This is a genomic window from Ornithinicoccus sp. (genome assembly GCF_057176825.1).
Map to the genome: position 1 here is coordinate 1,180,250 of NZ_CM169976.1, position 15,609 is coordinate 1,195,858.

Genomic DNA, 15,609 nt, shown 5'->3' on the forward strand with positions numbered 1-15,609 from the left:
TCGCTCTCTGTGGAGCCGGAGATGAGAACGGGAGGCGGCGGATGCGCGGATCGAGGCCCACCCCGATCTGGCGGTCGTGGCTAAGGGCAACGGCTACTCGGTTCGCTGGAACCTGCAGAAGCTGGTGGGGGAGTACGCCCGGCACAACGGTCACGCGGACCTGATCCGGGAGGCGATCGACGGCCAGACCGGGGAGTGACGGCCCAGCCGGGTGCAGATCCGCTACGAAAAGGCGGGATCGGACGACAAACCCGCTACGAGAATGGGCGGGGGGATGCGGAACACCGGAGGTCAGACGGACGTTTCACCGGCATGCACAGGCACTACAACGGGCTCAAGACGGCGCTGCTCTTCGGCGCCATCTGGGCGTTGCTCCTCGGGATGGGCGCGGTCATCGGCTCCGGCCGGTTCATCTGGCTGTTCGCCCTCATCGGCGTGGCGATGACCTTCTACGGGTATTGGAACTCGGACAAGATCGCGATCAAGGCGATGCGCGCCTACCCTGTCACCGAGCAGCAGCAGCCCGCGATGTACCGCATCGTCCGGGAGTTGTCCGACCGAGCGGGGCAGCCGATGCCGCGGCTCTACGTCAGCCCGACCGCCGCGCCGAACGCGTTCGCGACCGGGCGCAACCCGGACAACGCGGCCGTGTGCTGCACGGAGGGGATCCTGCACCTGCTCGACGAGCGGGAACTGCGTGGTGTCCTGGGCCACGAGCTGATGCACGTCTACAACCGCGACATCCTCACCTCCTCGGTCGCCGCCGCCATCGCCGGCGTCATCACGTCCGTGGCGCAGATGCTGATGTGGAGCAGCGCCTTCGGCGGCAACCGCGGCAACGGCAACCCGATCGCGATGCTGGCCATGGCCCTGCTGGCCCCCTTCGCCGCCACCGTCATCCAATTGGCGATCAGCCGCACCCGGGAGTACGACGCGGATCAGGACGGTGCCGTCCTCACCGGCGACCCGCTCGCGCTGGCCTCCGCGCTGGCCAAGCTGGAGCGGGGCACCCGGGCGGCCCCGCTGCCGCCCGAGCCGCAACTGCAGAACGCCAGCCACATGATGATCGCCAACCCCTTCCGCGCCCAGGACGTGGGCCGGCTTTTCGCCACCCACCCGCCGATGGCGGACCGGATCGCCCGGCTGCAGGCGATGGCCCGGCAGGGTGAGCAGGGTGGGGGTCCCGGGCAGGGCACCGGCCTCGGGCCCGGCGCCTGACCACCCCAGGGGCAGCGTTCCACGGAATGGACGGGGCGTGATTACCTGTCCCGTATGGCCAACCTGACCCGCACCGACGCCCAGGCCCGCGCCGCGCTCGTGGAGGTGACGGCATACTCCGTCGACCTGGACCTGACCGGGGGAGACCGGGGGAGCCAGACCACCTTCGGCTCCACCGCCACCATCGAGTTCGTATGCAAAGAGCCGGGGGCGAGCACGTTCCTGGACGTCGCCGCGGAGCAGGTGCACGAGATCACCCTCAACGGGCGGGCACTCGACCCGGCCGGGGCGGACGGTGCACGGGTGGTGCTGCCCGACCTGGCCGAGCGCAACGAGGTCACGGTCCGCGCCACGATGGCCTACAGCAAGGACGGCCAGGGGCTGCACCGGGCGCTGGACCCCTCGGACGGGCGTTATTACGTCTTCGGGCACCTGTTCCTGGACGCGGCACCCCGGGTCTTCGCCTGCTTCGACCAGCCGGACCTCAAGGCCCCCTACGACGTGACCGTGACCGCGCCGCAGGGGTGGACGGTGCTCGGCAACGGCGCCGCCACGCGCTCCGGCGAGACCCGGTGGGAGCTGGCCACCACCCACCCGCTGGCCACCTACTTCGTCACCGTCTGTGCCGGGCCCTACGTCTCGGTCACCGACGTGCACGACGGCATCCCGCTGGGCATCCACGCCCGGGCCTCGCTGGCCGGGCCGCTGCACGAGCAGGCTCCGCAGATGCTGGAGGTGACCCGGGCCTCGTTCGACTACTACCACCGGCTGTTCGGCATCCGGTACCCGTTCGGGGCCTACCACCAGGTCTTCGTCCCCGAGTTCAACGCCGGCGCCATGGAGAACCCCGGCTGCGTGACCTTCCGGGACTCCCTGCTGTTCCGGGGGGCCGCCACGGAGGACGAGGTGCTGGGCCGCTCCAACACCATCGCGCACGAGATGGCGCACATGTGGTTCGGCGACCTGGTGACGATGACGTGGTGGGACGACCTGTGGCTCAACGAGTCGTTCGCCGAGTACATGGCGCACCGCACCCTGGTCGCGGCGACCGAGTTCCGCAGCGCCTGGCTGGACTCCACCATGTCCCGCAAGACCTGGGGCTACGCCGCCGAGCGGACCCCCTCCACCCACCCCGTCGCCGGCTCACCGGCCCCCGACGCCGACACCGCGCTGCAGAACTTCGACGGCATCTCCTACGCCAAGGGTGCCGCGGTGCTGCGCCAGTTGATCACCCACATCGGGGACGACGCGTTCGTCGCCGGCATCACGGCATACCTGCAGGAGCACGCGTACGGCAACGCCGACCTCGGCGACTTCCTGTCGGCCATGGAACGCGCCGCGGGCGAGGACCTGGGCGCGTGGGCGGACGGCTGGCTGCGGACCGCCGGGCTGGACACCGTCGGCGCGGAGGTGGGGGCAGACCGGCTCACGCTGACCCGGACCCCGCCCGCCGATCGGCCGGCGGACCGGCCGCACACCCTCGACGTCGCCGGGTGGGCCGGCGGCACCCGCACGCTGTATGCCGAGGCGCTGCTGACCCAGGACCGCGTGACCCTGCCGGTGTCCCCCAGCGGGCCGGTGCGCCTGCTCGTGCCCAACGCGGGCGACCTCAGCTGGGCCCGGGTCCGGCTCGACGGGCAGTCCCTCGCCGCGCTGCCCGAGGAACTGCCCGCCGTCGGGGAGCCGATCCAGCGCGCGGTGGTGTGGGTCGCCCTGCTCGACGCGCTGGCGCTCGGCGAGCTCGCTCCCCAGCACCTGCTGAGGGTGTTCGCGGTGGCCTGGCCCGTGGAGGACGAGCCCTCGATCCTGGGCCGGGTGGCGTCCACCGTGGCCTCCCGGGTGCTCGGGGAGTACGTCTGGCCGCAGGACGCGGCGCAGGCCCGCGCGGAGGTCGCGGTCGCGGCCCGCCAGCGGTTGGACACCGCGGAGCCGGGGTCGACCCAGTCGGTCGCGGCGGCGCGGCTGCTGGCCCAGACCACCGACGACACCGGCCTGCTCACCCGGTGGGCGGACGGCGCCGACCTGCCCCAGGCGCTGGACGGTGACGCCGACTTCCGGTGGACGGTGCTGCGCGCGCTCGCCGTGCTCGATGCCGTCGAGGACGACGCGATCGAGACCGCCGCCGAGGAGGACCGTTCCCTGCAGGGACGGCTCGGTGCGCTGGCCGCACGGGCAGCCCGGCCCACCGAGGACGCCAAGGCCTGGGCCTGGGACCAGCTCACCGGCGACCACGGTCGCTCCAACTACGAGATGAACGCGCTCGCCCAGGGCTTCTGGCTCGGCGGGGACACCGGCCTGTTGCGTCCCTACGTGGCGCGGTTCCACGAGGACGTCCCCGCACTGTCGGGCCGGGTCGGGCAGGATGCCCTGGCCCGGGTCGCGGCGCTGGCCTACCCGCGCACCGTGGTCGAGACGGCGACCGACGAGGCCACCACCGCCCGGCTGGGTGATGGTGGCCTGTCGCCCGCCGTGCGCCGGGCACTGGTGGACCAGCAGTCGGTGTTGCGCGAGGTGATCGCCTCGCGGGCGGCCCACCCGCCCCGCCCTGTCACGGGGTGAGGTCGAGCGCCTCCTCGGCCAGCGCCAGCACCGCGTAGTGCCCGCCGTCCTCGTCCACCAGGTCGTAGGCCGGGACGAGGATCTCCGAGCCGTCCGGGAGATACATCACGCCGGTCTCCAGTGAGGCCTCCACGATGGTGGCCGTGTGGACCGGGTAGGGCAGCAGGTCCCCCTCGGCGAGGTCGAGGTCCGTCCACTCCTCCCAGGGGTCGTACTCCTCGGTCAGCAGGAGGTCGGTGTCGTCCACCCCCGGGATCCACACGCCGTCCGCGGCGAACCGCGGGTCGGAGGCCCGCTCCACCGCCTCGGTGGGGGAGATGACGGGGTAGTCGCCCAGGGAGACGTAGTCACCCAGCACCCCGTAGGCGTGGGCAACCCCTGCCCCGGTGACACCGGCGAAGAAGTAGCTGTTCGGTCCGCCGTCACGGGTGCCGACGACGGACACGTAGGGGTCGCCCTCGTAGGTCTCGGTGCTCCACGTGAGGTCGTCGGTGGGCACCCCGGTGGCGACCAGGAACTCCTGGGCCTGGGCGATCGCCTCGTCCTTGCCGGGGCGCTCTCCCACGGGCAGGCAGTCCTGCGCCGAGATGGGACTGCCGCCCGAGAAGAAGGAGACATCGTCCTCGGCCGCCATCTCGGCGCAGAAGGGGTCGGCGAGGTCGTTCTGGTAGTTGAAGTCGGTGGTGGAGCCGGTGCTCACCGTCAGCACGATCCCCTCGGCCTCCAGGACGTAGTACCCGTCGCCGGACTGGTCGTCCACCTCACCGTCCAGGCCCAGGCGGGTCGCCCAGTCCTCAAGGAAGGCGACCCCGTCCACCTCGGCAGCGCGCATCATGCGCACCTCACCCGTGCCTCCGCCCTCGGTGGACAGCCGGGGGTCGGCCACGAGCACGGTGGGACCGAAGGGGTAGTAGCTGGAGGTGCTGTCGTAGCCCCAGGAGCCCTCCGCGCCGTCGCTCAGGATGGACTCCTCAAAGCCCCCGGAATCGGTGGCCCAGTCCTCCCCGACGGCCCCTTCGGTGCCGGCGGCGTCGTCGCCCCCGGACTCGGCGTCGGACCCGGCGTCGGACTCGTCATCCGCCCCCGTGGACGCCACGGTCGAGCCGCCGGTGCCCGGCTGGTCCGCCGACTGCAGGCCCACGGCGTAGCCGCCGGCACCGATGGCCAACGCGGCCACCGCCGCCGCGGCGACCAGCGTGGTCCGGCTCCCGCGGGTGGTCCCGTCGTGCACCCGGACCGCGGTATCGGCATACGCGTCTGGCGCCTGGGGGAAGGGCTGCCCGTAGGGGTCAGCCCCCGAGCCGGCGAGCGGCGCCGGCGTGCGGCCCAGCAGCCTGCGGCGCAGCGACGCCTGGTCGGGGTAGGACCCGTGCGCAGGGTCCGCCGCACGCATCCGCCTCAGGGCCTCGTCGTCTTCGTGGACCATGTCATGCCTCCTTGGTGCGACCCGGGTGCGGCAACCCCTGCGGTGTGGTGGCCCGGGTGGTGTGTGGTGCGCGGTCAGCCCTCATCGGCCCAGGCCTCCCGCAGCCTGGCCCTGGCCCGGGAGAGGGCGGCAGCCGCCCCGCCCCGGCTCACGCCGAGCGCCTTGGCGAGCCCCTCGCCGTCCAGCCCTTCCCAGGCGTGCAGCATCAGGACCACGCGGTCCCGTTCGCTGAGCCGGGACAGCGCCCGGCGCACCTGTTGGTCCTCCACGACCAGGTCGGCCGGGTCGGCGGAGTGGGTGCGGTGCCGACGCCGGTCGTCCTGCTCGTAGTCGCTGAGCAGGGTCAGGGTCGGTCTGCGGCGGTGGTTGGACAGCACGTAGGAGGCCGTCCGGTAGAGCCACGGCAGGACGAACTCCTCCGGGATGCGCTCCCGCCGCTTCCAGGCGGTCGCGAACACCTCGGCGGTGAGGTCCTCGATGTCCTCCCGGGGAGCGCGCCGCACGAAGTACCGGTGCACGGCAGTGCCGTGCTCGGCGAAGATCTGGTCGAACCAGGCGCCGTCACGCGGTTGCGCCTCGGTGCCGCCGGTGGCAGCCATGCCCAGCACCATACGGTCCCCCCTTCGGGGCCGGTACCCCGCGGCGCGGGGCGTCTCACCCGTCCTATGTCACCGGTGGCGGAGGTGTTGCACGGCGCGGGCGACGAATCCGGCCCGCGCTGCCGGGCGGCGCCGCGTCAGCGGTAGTTGGTGAACTGAAGTGCCACGTCCAGGTCGGCGCCCTTGAGCATCGCCTGGACCGCCTGCAGGTCGTCCCGGGACTTGGAGGTGACCCGCAGCTCGTCGCCCTGGATCTGCGCCTTGACCGACTTGGGCCCCTCGTCCCGGATCATCTTGGCGATCTTCTTGGCGTTCTCCGAGGAGATGCCCTCGGTCAGGGCGGCGTCCAGCCGGTACTCCTTGCCGGAGGCGCGCGGCTCGCCGTCGTGGGAGTAGTCCAGGTGCTTGAGCGACACCCCGCGCTTGACCAGCTTGGTCTGCAGCACGTCGAGGACGGCCTTGACCCGCTCCTCGGTGTTCGCCTTCATCGCGATGCTCTCGCCGGACAGTTCCACCGAGGCCCCGACGCCCCGGAAGTCGTAGCGGGTGCTGATCTCCTTGGCGGCCTGGTTGACCGCGTTGGCGACCTCCTGCTTGTCCACCTTGCTGACGATGTCGAACGATGAGTCGGCCATGACCGGTCCCTCCTGGGTGTCTGTGGGGCAGGAACCCGATCGTATGCCGTGGTGCCCACCCTGGAGTCGACCGTCCGCGGGCGGTTCCGCGGAGCCGCCCGCCGATGCCGCGGGCGAGCGTGGCTCGTTTTCGGCGGGGACCAATTCCCTTGCTATGGTGACACTCGCGTTTTGCCTCCGGCAGGTTGTCCGAGCGGCCAATGGAAGCGGACTGTAAATCCGTCGGCGTATGCCTACGCAGGTTCGAATCCTGCACCTGCCACCACGGGATGTCCCCGACATCCGGGACGGCCGGACCCACCAGTGGGGTCCGGCCGTTTCGTCGTTCCCGGGTGCTCACACAACGCAGCCGGTGCCCCGGAGCGTCTCCCCGGTGTGGGCCGGCCGGCCCACACTGAGCGAGGAGGGGATGGCATGAGAACCCGATCGGTGGCGCGGACGACCAGTGTCGCGATGTTGGTCGTGCTCCTGGCGGCGTGCGGGGGCGACGCGGAATCGCCCACGCCACCGGCGCAGGAGACGCCCAGCGCGGAGGCCCCGCCCAGCACAGAGGCCCCGTCAGGCGAGGACGCAGCCGACCTGCCCAGTGAGCCCACGGCATACGTGGAGCTCTTCCTGGATGCCATGCGTTCGGGCGATGAGGACCTTGCTCTCCGCCTCGGCCCCGCCGACGGCTTCGCGCTCGGGGACGACTGGTTCGACCTCACGGCGGGCGCTCCCGAGACGACGGAGGGGGATCCGTCCGAGACGCTTGTGACCGTGCCCTTTGAGGAGGGCGGGGAGCTCCAGGTCTGGGTCGACACGACCGTGATCGCCGACCAGGGTGATCACGGCATCCTCGCCGTGATCCACGCGCAGTAGCGTCCCGGGGCGCTCACCTGAGTCGGTAGAACCGCCAGAGGTCGGCCTCGATGGGCAGCACCTCCACCCGGGTGAAGCCGGCCCGCTCGGCGTACCCGCGCAGCACCGCCTCGCGGATCACCGTGCCGGTCGCGACCGATCCCGGATGCGCCATCGAGTCGGGCAGGCAGACCAGGTTGGAGAACCCGTACATCACCCGCTCCACCTCGTCGCCGATCGCGCCGAACTCGGGGGCGACCTTCTCGTCCATCACGACGACCACGCCGTGGGGCGCGGCCATCGCCCGCATCGAGCCCAGCACCGTGACCGGGTCCGGCATGTCGTGCAGACACTCGAAGGCCGTCACGACGTCGTATGCCGTGTCCGGCACCCGGGTGAGGTCGGACCGGACGAAGCTCACCCGGACCGAGACCCCCGCGGCTCTCGCGTGGCCGTTCGCGGTGTCGACCGAGGGGCCGTCGATGTCGTAGCCGTCGACCCGGATGTCCGGGTACGCCAGGGCCAGGCCGATGGCCGACCATCCGTGGCCGCAGCCCACGTCGGCGACGCGTCCGCCCGCGGTCAGACGGTCGTGCACGTCGGGAACGGAGGGGAACCACTCGGTCCCGAGCAACTGGGTGAAGAACGGGCGATTCATGTCGCCCTGCGCCCACCGCATCTCGTCCCCGAACTGTTCCCACGCGACACCCCCACCGGCCCGGTGCGCCGCCAGGACGCCCGGGAGCTGGAAGGCGGCGGCCACCAGCATCCGGGCGAAGGGGACGAAGAAGTCCAGGGAGTCCGGGTTCGTCAGCGCGCCGCGGTGCTCGGCCGGCAGCGCGAACCGGCGTTCGCCGCCGGGCGCATCCGGCGGCGTCGTGGTCAGCAACCCGGTGATGGCCTGCTGCTCGAGCCACTCACGGGTGTAGCGCTCGACGGTCCCCGCCCGGGCGGCCAGCTCGGCCGGTGTCAGTGCACCGTGATCGGCCAGCAGGCGGTAGTAGCCGAGCCGGTCCCCGAGGTAGATCGTCTCCACATCCATGGTGCCGAGTGCGGCCGTGAACAGCCGCTCGGCCAGGAGCTCTGCGGGCGCCGGCGGTGCCGTGTCGGTGGGCGTAGGCGGCGCGGCGGTGGGTGCGTTCGGTGCGTCGGAGAGTGTCATGGTCGTGCTCCCCAGGGGACGGGAGCGCGCCGTGCGGCCTCGTGGTGGGGTCGGGTCCACGGCGGCTCCTTCCGAGCGTACGCCGGTGCCTTCGGCCCGGCCAGGGCCCTGCCCTAGTCTTTGGGCATGACGACTGAGAACGCGCTGCCCCGCACCAACGCCGCCTTCATCGACCTGGAGGACAAGGTCGCGGCGCACAACTACTCCCCGCTGCCCGTCGTCGTGGCGCAGGCCGAGGGGGTCTGGGTCACCGATGTCGAGGGCAATCGCTACCTGGACGCGCTGGCCGGCTACTCGGCCCTGAACTTCGGCCACCGCCACCCCGGCCTGGTCGAGGCGGCCAAGGCACAGCTCGACCGCTCCACCCTGACCAGCCGGGCGTTCCACAACGACCAGCTCGGCCCCTTCTGCCAGGCGCTGGCCGAGCTCGTGGGCAAGGACATGATCCTGCCGATGAACACCGGGGCCGAGGCCGTGGAGACCGCCCTCAAGCTGGCCCGCAAGTGGGGGTACCGGGTCAAGGGCGTCCCCGAGGGCCGGGCCCACATCATCGTGATGGACGGCAACTTTCACGGCCGGACCACCACCATCATCAGCTTCTCCGACGACCCGGAAGCACGGGACGAGTACGGCCCCTACACGCCGGGCTTCGAGTCGGTGCCTTACGGTGACCTGGCCGCGATCGAGGGCGCGATCACCGACGAGACCGTCGCCGTCCTGGTCGAGCCGATCCAGGGCGAGCAGGGTGTGCAGATCCCCAAGGAGGGGTTCCTGCCGGGCCTGCGCGGAGCCTGTGCACCGAGAAGAACGTGCTGATGATCGCCGACGAGATCCAGTCCGGCCTGGGCCGCACCGGCACCACGCTGGCCTGCGAGTACGAGGGCGTCGAGGCCGACATCTACACGCTGGGCAAGGCCCTGGGTGGCGGCATCGTGCCGGTCTCCGCGGTCGCCGCCGACGCCGAGGTGATGGACGTCATCACGCCCGGCACCCACGGTTCCACCTTCGGGGGCAACCCGCTCGCCGCGCGCCGTCGGCCTCGCCGTGGTGCAATCTGCTCGCGACCGGGGAGCACCAGGCGCACGCCGCCGAGCTGGAGACGCGTCTTCCGCGACGGGCCTGGAGGCGCTCGTGGGCCAGGGCGCCGTGGCCGTCCGCGTCCGCGGGCTGTGGGCCGGCATCGACATCGACCCCGAGCTGATGACCGGCAAGGACGCGTGCAAGGGCCTCGGCCAAGCGCGGCGATCCTCGCCAAGGACACCCACGGGTCCACCATCCGGTTGGCCCCGCCGCTGGTGATCACCCGCGAGGAGCTCACTTCAGGTGGTCGACGCGCTCGGTGAGGTGCTTGCCGAGGCCCGCAGCAACGCCTGACCCATTTCCTGCATCACCTGCCGCAGCTCGGGCGGGTCGAGCACGGTGACCGGGGCGTCGAGCATGCGCCAGGTGGAGCCGCCGATCCACCGCAGGTCCATCGCCCCGGTCACCAGCTCACTGGTCTCGATCGTCGACCGCGCGCACCCGACCCGCGGTCGGCGGGCATCGCGCTCGGCCAGTTCGGCGGCCGGCATGCCGACCACGAGCACCGTCGCCACTTCCCGGTAGGGGGCGCGGCTGCACCGACTGCTGCACGTAGTCCGCGGCGTCCGGGGCCTCCCGGCGGGTGAACCTCCAGCCACGGCCCCGTGCCCGCGTCCATCCGGTCCAGGCGGAAGGAACGCCAGTCGTCCGCGGTCGGTGTCGAAGGCCAGGAGGTACCAGCGCCGCCCGAGGGCCACCAGCCGATAGGGCTCTGCCCGGCGCTCGCTCGTCCCGGCCCTGCGCCGTCGGTGTACCCGAACGCGCACCATGCTCGCAGGTCCCGGCAGGCCCGGGCCAGGGTGAGCAGGGTCTCCGGGTCGACCCCGACCGCGAGTAGCCCTCGATCGCGACCGTGGACTCCTGCACCGCGGTGACGTGCGCCCGCAGCGTCGGTGGCAGCACCTGATCCAGCTTGGCCAGGGCACGGACCGCGGCCTCGTCGGCGCCCGGCGACCGTGCCCCCTGCGGCGAGACGCAGGCAGACCGCGACGGCGACCGCCTCCTCCGGGTCCAGCAGCAGCGGGGGCAGTGCCCTTGCCCCGGCCCCAGCTGGTAGCCGCCCCCGGCGCCGCGGCTGGCCCTGACCGGGTAGCCGAGATCGCGCAGCCGCTCCACATCGCGGCGCACGGTGCGGGTGGTCACGTCGAGCCGCTCGGTCGAGCTCCTCGGCGGTCCAGAGGGTGCGGGACTGCAGCAGCCCGAGGAGCTGCAGCACCCGGGACGGTGGTGTCGGACACGGACCGATCGTCCCACAGACAGCGGACAGATCCTGTCCGGTTGGGGCCCTACGGTGGATCTCGACGGAAGGCCCACACGGCACGCGGCATGCGCCGGTAACCACCGACCGGAGGAGCCACCGATGAGCACGACCCCCGAGAGCGTTCCCCGATGACCGCCCACAGCTTGGCCCGAGGTAGCGCTGGAGCAACTCACCTGGCACTGGGAGTGCACAGTTGCGCCCCCGACTCGATGGACTGACCGACGAGGAGTACCTGTGGGAGCCGGCTGCCCGGAGCGTGGAGCCTGCGTGCTCGGGCGAGCGCCACGACTTCGCACGCCGCGGGGCGGCGGTGACCTCGTGGCCTGGACTTCGCCTTCCCCGAGTCGGACCCCGCTCCCGTCACCACGATCGCCTGGCGCCTCGGCGCACGTCATCGTGGGCGTCTTCGGAGCCCGCAACGCCTGCGCACTTCGGCGGCCCCCCGATGGACTACTTCACCTGGGAGTACGCGGCGACCGCCGAGGAGGCCCTGGCCCAGCTGGACGCGGGTCTACGCAGGACTGGGTGGCGGGGGTTCGCGCGCTCGACGAGGACGCGTGGTGGCGACCGGTCGGTGCCGCCGAGGGCCCGTTCGCCGAGCACCCGATGGCGGCCCTCGTCGTGCACATCCACCGAGAGGCGATCCACCACGGCGTCCGAGATCGCCCTGCTGCGTGACCTCTGGGCGCACCGCTCCTGACCGGCCCTCGCCGGCCCGCGTCCGGCACCCGGCTGCAGCACCGTCCGGTCCGGCGGGGAGGTCAGCGCAGCATCGCCGAGCCGAGCCAGGACTCGGGGACGCCCATGCCCTCGACGATCGGGATGATGTCCGGGCGCAGCTGGCCGCACAACTCGTTGATCTGCCGGGTGATCGCCTTGGCACGCGTCCGGCGGACATCCGCTGGTGGCGTAAGAACCACCCGGCTGTCGGCCTCCAGGTTGGCTCAGCACGTAGAGATCACACAGTCGGTCCAGGGTGGCCCTGGTCGCCTCGTCCTCGCACGCGTCGATCGCGGCGACAAAGGCCTCCAGGACGACCCGGTCCATGTGGGTCCGGGCGGCGAGCAGGACGTGGTCCTGGGTGGTGTTGAAGGCGACGAACGGGTCGTCGCTCTCCTTGGCCAGCGCCTGGATGCGCAACGCCAGCGACTCCAGCACGTGGCTCTCCCGCGACTCGAACATCGTCAGGTGCCAGCCGCGGTCCAGCAGCGTCTCGTCCTCGCTGCGGCCGGCTCGCCGCCTGGATGAGTCGCTCAATCAGCGGGTTGGCCACCGTCCGGGCGATCACCGAGCCGCCGAAGGAGCGCACCGCGAACTGCACCATGCCCGATCATGTCGAGATCGCCGACCAACTCCTTGTAGTTGGTCAGCAGCCCCTTGGACAAGCAACTGCAACAGGACCGTGTTGTCGCCCTCGAAGGTGGCGAAGACGTCGGCGTCCTGACGCAGCACGGTCAGCCCGTTCTCCGCCATGTAGCCGGCACCGCCGCACGCCTCCCGGCACATCTGGATGGTGTCGTTGGCGAAGCGCGTCTGCACGGCCTTCAGACCGGCGGCCCGCGTCTCCAGCTCCCGCTGGTCCGCCAGGTCGTGCTCCGCCGGCTGCTGGACCTCCACCAGGCGTTCGGTCAACGTGTTCTGTGCGAACCCGTACGCATACGCCGTGGCGATGGCCGGCAGCAGCTTGCGCTGGTGGGCCAGGTAGTCCATCAGCAGGATCTCCCCGTCGCGTCCCGGCGCGTCGAACTGGCGCCGCTGCACGGCATACCGGGTGGCGATCGAGAGCGCCTTGCGGGTGGCGACGCTGGCACCACCGCCCACGCAGATGCGGCCCCGCACGAGGGCCCCGAGCATGGTGAAGAAGCGCCGGTTCGGGCTGTCGATGCTGGAGACGTAGGTGCCCTCGTCCGACACGCCGCCGTACCTGTCCAGCAGCATCGAGCGGGGCACCCGCACCTGGTCGAAGTGCAACGTGCCGTTGTCGACTCCTGCCAGCCCGCCCTTGGGCCCGTTGTCCCCGGCGGTGATCCCCGGCAGCGTCGCGCCATCTCGCCGGACCGGGACGACGGCGGCGTGCACGCCGTGCACCTCGCCGTCGACGACCAACTGGCCGAAGACCACGGCGAGCACGGCGTCCTCCGCAGCGTTGCCGATGTAGGTCTTCGTCGAGCTCGAGGTGGGGGAGTGCACCACGATCTCGTCGGTGTCGGGGTCGTAGGTGAGGGTGGTCTCGAGGGAGGCGACGTCGCTGCCGTGCCCGATCTCGGTCATGGCGAAGCAACCGGGGGTGCTCAGGTCGATCACCCCGGGCAGGAACTCCTGGTGGTGCCGGTCACTGCCGAGGGAGGAGACGGCCCCGCCGAAGAGGCCGAAGTGCACGCCCGACTTGACGACGAGCGACAGGTCGAAGTGGGCGAGGGTCTCAAAGTTGATCACGGAGCCGCCCAGGTCCTCGTCCCCGCCGACCGACGCCGGGAACCCGGTGACACCGTGCCCCCGGTCGGCCAGATATTGCAGCCGGTCCCGGGTCCACTGGCGCGCCTCCGGGATGGTCAGGCCGGGGTCCCGCAGCAGTTCGGTGGGGTCCAGCTCCCGGCGTGCGGTCTCCCGGTGCGGCCGGAAAGCGCCGTCCAGGGTGCGGCGCAGCGCGGCACCGAGGTCGGTGAGCTGCTCCGGTGCCGGCCCGGTGCCCGTGCTCTGGTCCACGGGGGCAGCCGCCTCGGTGGCGTGGTCGGTGGTCGTGGCGCTCATGGGGTCTCCCGGGTCGAGGGGATGGTCTGGCCGGTCAGGGCCGGTCGGAACAGGTCGGTCACCGCCGCGACGACGTCGGCGCGCGGCGGGGGGTCGGGGTCGGTGAGCCAGTGGTCGGCGGCGGTGCTCACCGAGGCCACCACCGCCAGCGCCCACACCGTGGCGGGGGCGGGGTCGCGGTCCTGGCGCCGCAGGTGTGCGGCCAGCACCTCGGCCAGCTGCTGCCCGATCCGCCCGGAGATGGTGCGCACCGGGTCGGTTTCGGGGTCCACCAGCGGGCGGGTGAGCACGAACCGGTAGATGTCCGGGTCGCGCTCCACCAGCTGCAGGTAGCCGTCGGTCATCGCGGCGACCAGGGCGACGACGTCCGTCGGGGTGCCGTCGGGCCCGCGGCCCGTCTCGTCCATCGCCCGGGTCAGGTCGGCCAGGATCAGGGCGTCGACCGCCTCGACGACGGCGAAGTAGACCCCGTTGCGATCCCCCAGGTGGCGGTAGAGCACGGTCTTGCTGGTGGCACCCTCGGCGGCGATGTCGTCCATCCCGACGCCGGGTCCGTGCCGACGGATCGCCCGGAGCGCGGCGTCGACGAGCTGCCGACGCCGCTGCAGCCGGTGCTCGGCCCAGCGTGCGTCGCGGCCATCGAGGGCGGCTCCCGCGGGTTGGGGTCGAGAGGACATGGGCCTACAGTACCCAGTACCGGCTGTACCTGCTACGGTCGGTACCGGATATCACCGGAACGGTCGCCCGACCGCCCACCACCAGGAGCCGCGTTCCATGCCCCAGCACAGTGTCCGTACCGCCGTCGTCGTGGGCGGCAACCGCATCCCGTTCGGCAAGTCCGGGGGCGCGTATGCCGCAGCCTCCAACCAGGACATGCTCACCGCAGCGCTGGACGGGCTGGTCGCCCGGTTCGGCCTGGCCGGCCAGCGGGTCGGCGAGGTGGCCGCGGGCGCGGTCCTCAAGCACAGCCGGGACTTCAACCTCACCCGGGAGACCGTCCTGGGGTCGGCGCTGGACCCGGCCACGCCCGCCTACGACCTGCAGCAGGCCTGCGGGACCGGGCTGGAGACCGTGATCCAGGTGGCGAACAAGATCGCCGTGGGCCAGATCGACTCCGGCATCGCCGGTGGCGTCGACAGTGCCAGCGACGCTCCGATCGCCGTCGGTGAGGGACTGCGCCGGGCGCTGATCGCCGCCAACGCCGCCAAGAGCCCGGTCGACCGCCTCAAGGCATTCGCCTCGATCCGGCCCGGCGACCTGGCCCCGGAGGCCCCGCGCAACTCCGAGCCCCGCACCGGCCTGTCGATGGGGGAGCACCAGGCCCGCACCGCCAAGGAGTGGGGGATCACCCGGGAGGCCCAGGACGAGCTGGCGGCCGCGAGCCACCACAAGCTGGCGGCTGCGTGGGACGCCGGGTTCTTCGACGACCTGGTCACCCCCTTCCAGCGGCTGACCCGCGACCAGGGGCTGCGACCCGACACCTCGGTGGAGAAGCTGGCCAAGCTGTCCCCGGTGTTCGGCAAGGGCGAGGGCGCCACGATGACCGCCGGCAACTCGACCCCCCTGTCGGACGGCGCCGCCCTGGTGCTGCTCGCCGAGCAGGAGTGGGCCAGGGAGCACCACCTGCCGGTGCTGGCCCGGTTCGTGGACGCCGAGGTCGCGGCCGTGGACTACGTGAACGGTGATGAGGGATTGCTCATGGCGCCGGCGTATGCCGTGCCGCGGCTGCTCGCCCGGCAGGGGCTGACCCTGGAGGACTTCGACTTCTTCGAGATCCACGAGGCGTTCGCCTCGACCGTGCTGGCCACGCTGGCCGCCTGGGAGGACGAGACGTTCTGCACCGAGAAGCTGGGGCTGGACGGGCCGCTCGGCACCGTCGACCGCAGCAAGCTCAACGTGCACGGGTCGTCCCTGGCAGCGGGGCACCCGTTCGCCGCCACCGGTGGCCGGATCGTCGCCTCGCTGAGCAAGATGTTGTCCGAGAAGGGCCCCGGCGCCCGCGGCCTGATCTCGATCTGTGCCGCCGGTGGTCAGGGCGTCGTCGCAATCCTGGAGGCCGTGTGATGCCCAACCTGATC

General features: G+C 71.9%; 15 protein-coding genes, 1 tRNA gene and 2 pseudogenes. 8 read left to right on the forward strand and 10 right to left on the reverse strand.

The window, feature by feature from the left end; genetic code table 11:
• The first annotated feature begins 67 nt into the window (after positions 1–67).
• From AC1QRC_RS06085 to pepN, 3 genes are all read left to right on the forward strand, one after another.
• Positions 68–199: a mycothiol transferase gene (locus tag AC1QRC_RS06085; RefSeq protein WP_484206586.1), complete on the forward strand. Its 132-nt coding sequence runs from the start codon at positions 68–70 to the stop codon at positions 197–199.
• 113 nt (positions 200–312) lie between these two features.
• Positions 313–1,218 carry a zinc metalloprotease HtpX gene (gene htpX / locus AC1QRC_RS06090; protein WP_484205900.1) on the forward strand — a complete coding sequence of 302 codons (906 nt, stop codon included), beginning with the start codon at positions 313–315 and terminating at the stop codon, positions 1,216–1,218.
• 54 nt (positions 1,219–1,272) lie between these two features.
• Entirely contained in the window at positions 1,273–3,777 is a 2,505-nt protein-coding gene (pepN, locus tag AC1QRC_RS06095; RefSeq protein WP_484205901.1) for an aminopeptidase N, read from the forward strand.
• On the opposite strand, the gene AC1QRC_RS06100 is transcribed toward pepN, so the two are convergent.
• The 3 genes from AC1QRC_RS06100 to AC1QRC_RS06110 form a co-directional block, all read right to left on the reverse strand.
• Entirely contained in the window at positions 3,767–5,203 is a 1,437-nt protein-coding gene (locus AC1QRC_RS06100) for a hypothetical protein (protein WP_484205902.1), read from the reverse strand. The genes pepN and AC1QRC_RS06100 overlap by 11 nt on opposite strands.
• Before the next feature lie 74 nt (positions 5,204–5,277).
• Positions 5,278–5,802 (reverse strand): RNA polymerase sigma factor, encoded by a 525-nt coding sequence (locus AC1QRC_RS06105; RefSeq protein WP_484205903.1) that lies wholly within the window; start codon positions 5,800–5,802, stop codon positions 5,278–5,280.
• 137 nt (positions 5,803–5,939) lie between these two features.
• Positions 5,940–6,437, reverse strand: coding sequence for a YajQ family cyclic di-GMP-binding protein (locus AC1QRC_RS06110; RefSeq protein WP_484205904.1), 498 nt, complete (start codon positions 6,435–6,437; stop codon positions 5,940–5,942).
• A 179-nt stretch (positions 6,438–6,616) separates the two neighbouring features.
• Here AC1QRC_RS06110 and AC1QRC_RS06115 point away from each other — a divergent pair.
• Both AC1QRC_RS06115 and AC1QRC_RS06120 read left to right on the forward strand, forming a co-directional pair.
• Positions 6,617–6,702 (forward strand) — tRNA-Tyr (locus AC1QRC_RS06115).
• 149 nt (positions 6,703–6,851) lie between these two features.
• Positions 6,852–7,298, forward strand: a complete 447-nt coding sequence (locus AC1QRC_RS06120; RefSeq protein WP_484205905.1) for a hypothetical protein — start codon at positions 6,852–6,854, stop codon at positions 7,296–7,298.
• Between the two features lie 13 nt (positions 7,299–7,311).
• Here the strand turns inward: AC1QRC_RS06120 and AC1QRC_RS06125 are convergent, their stop codons facing one another.
• Positions 7,312–8,439, reverse strand: a complete 1,128-nt coding sequence (locus tag AC1QRC_RS06125) for a class I SAM-dependent methyltransferase (protein WP_484205906.1) — start codon at positions 8,437–8,439, stop codon at positions 7,312–7,314.
• Between the two features lie 126 nt (positions 8,440–8,565).
• On the opposite strand from AC1QRC_RS06125, the gene AC1QRC_RS06130 reads away from it, so the two are divergent.
• Both AC1QRC_RS06130 and AC1QRC_RS06135 read left to right on the forward strand, forming a co-directional pair.
• Entirely contained in the window at positions 8,566–9,255 is a 690-nt protein-coding gene (locus AC1QRC_RS06130) for an aminotransferase class III-fold pyridoxal phosphate-dependent enzyme (RefSeq protein ID WP_484205907.1), read from the forward strand.
• Positions 9,255–9,782 (forward strand): aminotransferase class III-fold pyridoxal phosphate-dependent enzyme, encoded by a 528-nt coding sequence (locus AC1QRC_RS06135; protein WP_484205908.1) that lies wholly within the window; start codon positions 9,255–9,257, stop codon positions 9,780–9,782. Before AC1QRC_RS06130 ends, AC1QRC_RS06135 begins: the two co-directional genes overlap by 1 nt.
• Here the strand turns inward: AC1QRC_RS06135 and AC1QRC_RS06140 are convergent.
• The 6 genes and pseudogenes from AC1QRC_RS06140 to AC1QRC_RS06165 form a co-directional block, all read right to left on the reverse strand.
• The gene (locus tag AC1QRC_RS06140; RefSeq protein ID WP_484206734.1) at positions 9,759–10,025 is read right to left on the reverse strand and encodes a hypothetical protein; all 267 of its coding nucleotides are present in this window, start codon (positions 10,023–10,025) and stop codon (positions 9,759–9,761) included. The two genes, AC1QRC_RS06135 and AC1QRC_RS06140, sit on opposite strands and share 24 nt — an antisense overlap.
• Positions 10,026–10,214: 189 nt before the next feature.
• A pseudogene (locus AC1QRC_RS06145) lies at positions 10,215–10,637 on the reverse strand (hypothetical protein); the annotation flags it as partial.
• Positions 10,615–11,175, reverse strand: a pseudogene (locus AC1QRC_RS06150) (hypothetical protein); the annotation flags it as partial. The pseudogenes AC1QRC_RS06145 and AC1QRC_RS06150, both read right to left, overlap by 23 nt.
• 55 nt (positions 11,176–11,230) lie before the next feature.
• Entirely contained in the window at positions 11,231–12,037 is an 807-nt protein-coding gene (locus AC1QRC_RS06155) for an acyl-CoA dehydrogenase (protein WP_484205909.1), read from the reverse strand.
• Between the two features lie 27 nt (positions 12,038–12,064).
• Positions 12,065–13,531, reverse strand: a complete 1,467-nt coding sequence (locus AC1QRC_RS06160) for an acyl-CoA dehydrogenase family protein (protein ID WP_484205910.1) — start codon at positions 13,529–13,531, stop codon at positions 12,065–12,067.
• Positions 13,528–14,208 (reverse strand): TetR/AcrR family transcriptional regulator, encoded by a 681-nt coding sequence (locus AC1QRC_RS06165; RefSeq protein ID WP_484205911.1) that lies wholly within the window; start codon positions 14,206–14,208, stop codon positions 13,528–13,530. The genes AC1QRC_RS06160 and AC1QRC_RS06165 overlap by 4 nt, the downstream gene beginning before the upstream one ends.
• A 97-nt stretch (positions 14,209–14,305) precedes the next feature.
• On the opposite strand from AC1QRC_RS06165, the gene AC1QRC_RS06170 reads away from it, so the two are divergent.
• Positions 14,306–15,595 (forward strand): acetyl-CoA C-acetyltransferase, encoded by a 1,290-nt coding sequence (locus AC1QRC_RS06170; RefSeq protein ID WP_484205912.1) that lies wholly within the window; start codon positions 14,306–14,308, stop codon positions 15,593–15,595.
• Positions 15,596–15,609: the final 14 nt, after the last annotated feature.

Bases quoted from the DNA above. Each gene is read 5' to 3' on its own strand.
- htpX (WP_484205900.1), top strand. From the start codon at position 313: ATGCACAGGCACTACAACGGGCTCAAGACGGCGCTGCTCTTCGGCGCC.
- pepN (WP_484205901.1), top strand. From the start codon at position 1,273: ATGGCCAACCTGACCCGCACCGACGCCCAGGCCCGCGCCGCGCTCGTG.
- AC1QRC_RS06100 (WP_484205902.1), bottom strand. From the start codon at position 5,203: ATGGTCCACGAAGACGACGAGGCCCTGAGGCGGATGCGTGCGGCGGAC.
- AC1QRC_RS06105 (WP_484205903.1), bottom strand. From the start codon at position 5,802: ATGGCTGCCACCGGCGGCACCGAGGCGCAACCGCGTGACGGCGCCTGG.
- AC1QRC_RS06110 (WP_484205904.1), bottom strand. From the start codon at position 6,437: ATGGCCGACTCATCGTTCGACATCGTCAGCAAGGTGGACAAGCAGGAG.
- AC1QRC_RS06120 (WP_484205905.1), top strand. From the start codon at position 6,852: ATGAGAACCCGATCGGTGGCGCGGACGACCAGTGTCGCGATGTTGGTC.
- AC1QRC_RS06125 (WP_484205906.1), bottom strand. From the start codon at position 8,439: ATGACACTCTCCGACGCACCGAACGCACCCACCGCCGCGCCGCCTACG.
- AC1QRC_RS06130 (WP_484205907.1), top strand. From the start codon at position 8,566: ATGACGACTGAGAACGCGCTGCCCCGCACCAACGCCGCCTTCATCGAC.
- AC1QRC_RS06135 (WP_484205908.1), top strand. From the start codon at position 9,255: ATGATCGCCGACGAGATCCAGTCCGGCCTGGGCCGCACCGGCACCACG.
- AC1QRC_RS06160 (WP_484205910.1), bottom strand. From the start codon at position 13,531: ATGAGCGCCACGACCACCGACCACGCCACCGAGGCGGCTGCCCCCGTG.
- AC1QRC_RS06165 (WP_484205911.1), bottom strand. From the start codon at position 14,208: ATGTCCTCTCGACCCCAACCCGCGGGAGCCGCCCTCGATGGCCGCGAC.
- AC1QRC_RS06170 (WP_484205912.1), top strand. From the start codon at position 14,306: ATGCCCCAGCACAGTGTCCGTACCGCCGTCGTCGTGGGCGGCAACCGC.